At 67.6% G+C, this 1,807-nt stretch carries 2 protein-coding genes; both read right to left on the bottom strand.

The features are described from left to right. The coding region (locus ASD69_RS08440) for a condensation domain-containing protein (RefSeq protein WP_157499111.1) at positions 1 to 635 on the bottom strand (635 nt) is incomplete at its 3' end. After that, positions 622 to 1,807 (bottom strand): non-ribosomal peptide synthetase (locus ASD69_RS08435; RefSeq protein WP_157499110.1); only part of this gene is annotated, 1,186 nt, incomplete at its 5' end. The genes ASD69_RS08435 and ASD69_RS08440, both read right to left, overlap by 14 nt.

The following is a 1,807-nucleotide window of genomic DNA, read 5'->3' as shown; positions in this document are numbered from 1 at the left end:
GCATACTGGATCGGCAACGGTGCCAGCCCGTCCGCCTCGCCCAGGCAGGCCGCGCGATACAGCGCCGCCAGTTCCCGCACCATCACCGCGTTGGACCAACCGTCGCTCACGATGTGGTGCTGGTTCAACACCAGCACGTGTTCCTGCTCCGACACGCGCAGCAGGCGGCCGCGGATCATCGGGCCGTTCGCCAGGTCGAACGGCGTGGCCAGTTCGTCGGCGATCGCCTGTTCGACGGCGTCCTGCGATGCCGCTATTTCCTCGCGCAGCGCGAAGCCCTGCCCGGCCGGCATCACAAGCTGGCAGGGCACGCCGTCTTCGGCCACGAAACGCGTGCGCAGGCCTTCGTGCCGCGCGACCAGACCATCCAATGCCTGCCTGAGCGCGTCGCGATCCACGCTGCCGGTCAGGCGCAGCGCCATCGGCAGGTGATAGGCGCGATCCGCGCTCGGGTCCAGCACCGACACCAGCCACAACCGCTGCTGCGCGAACGACAACGGCAGGCGGCCGTCGCGCGACGCAGGCGGGATCGGCAATGCCGCGGGTTTCAAGGCTGCGTCGCCGCGCTGCCGTAGTTGCTGGCGCAGGACTGCGCGTCGCAATTGCTCCAACGAGGCTTCGTTATGCGCGCTCATGTTCGTCTTCTGAATTGGTCAACATTGAACGCAGTTGCTCGGCCGTCAGGCCTTCGAGCGCAGCGTCCATCTCGCTCGTCATTTGCTCGTCGTAGAGCGCCAGTTCCGCCTCCACGATCCGGTCGGCCTGCTGATGCAAAATCGGCGTTTCGAACAGGACCGGCAGCGGCAGCTCCACGCCGAAGCGCTCCTGGATCTTCATCACCAGGCGGATCAGCAGCAGCGAATGCCCGCCCAGTTCGAAGAAGTGATCGTGGCGTCCGATCCGCTCGACCTGCAGCAGCTCGCGCCAGATCCCCGCCAGCGCCTCTTCGACCTCGCCGTCCGGCGCCTCGTACGCGCGCACGCTCAGCGACACGCCATCCGGCGCAGGCAACGCCCGCCGATCGAGCTTGCCGTTCGGCGTCAGCGGGAACGCCTCCAGCATCAACAACGCGCTGGGCAGCATGTACTCCGGCAGCTGCGCGCTCAGCTGCAGACGCAGCTCGGCCGCGCTGATCTGCGCGCCCGCCTCCGCCAGCCAGTACGCCACCAGCCGCTTCTCGCCCGGCACGTCCTCGCGCGCCAGCACCACTGCTTCGCGCACGCCGGCACACGCCGTCAGCCTGGCTTCGATCTCGCCCAGTTCGATGCGGAAGCCGCGGATCTTCACCTGGAAGTCGTTGCGTCCTTGGAATTCCAGCGTGCCGTCTTCACCCCAGCGACCCAGGTCGCCGGTCCTGTACATGCGCGCCTGCGGGTCGGCACTGAACCGATCGCGCACGAAGCGTTCGGCCGTCAACGCCGGCTGGTTCAGATAGCCGCGTGCCACGCCATCGCCGCCGATATAGAGCTCGCCCGTCACACCCACCGGCGCCGGCTCGCCGCTGGCATCCAGCACGTAGATACGGGTATTGCCGATCGGCCGGCCGATCGGCACCGAGCGCGCCTGCGCATCCAGCTCGACGATCTCGTGCGTGCTGGCGAACGTGGTCGTCTCGGTCGGTCCGTAGCAATGAACCAGGTGCGCAGGGCGCGCACCCTGCAACACGCGACGCACCACGTCCGCGTCGATCCTGTCGCCGCCGAACAGAAGATAGTTCAAACGCTCGAAAACCGGCCCCAGCGCATCGGCATACTGATGGAACAGGCCGGCGGTCAGGTGCAGCACCGTCGCCTGGTGGCGTTGCAGC

It is taken from the genome of Lysobacter sp. Root604 (genome assembly GCF_001427505.1).
GTDB lineage: Bacteria > Pseudomonadota > Gammaproteobacteria > Xanthomonadales > Xanthomonadaceae > Lysobacter.
Note: the sequence above shows the minus strand (reverse complement) of the source record. Positions and strands in the feature narration are given on the sequence as shown.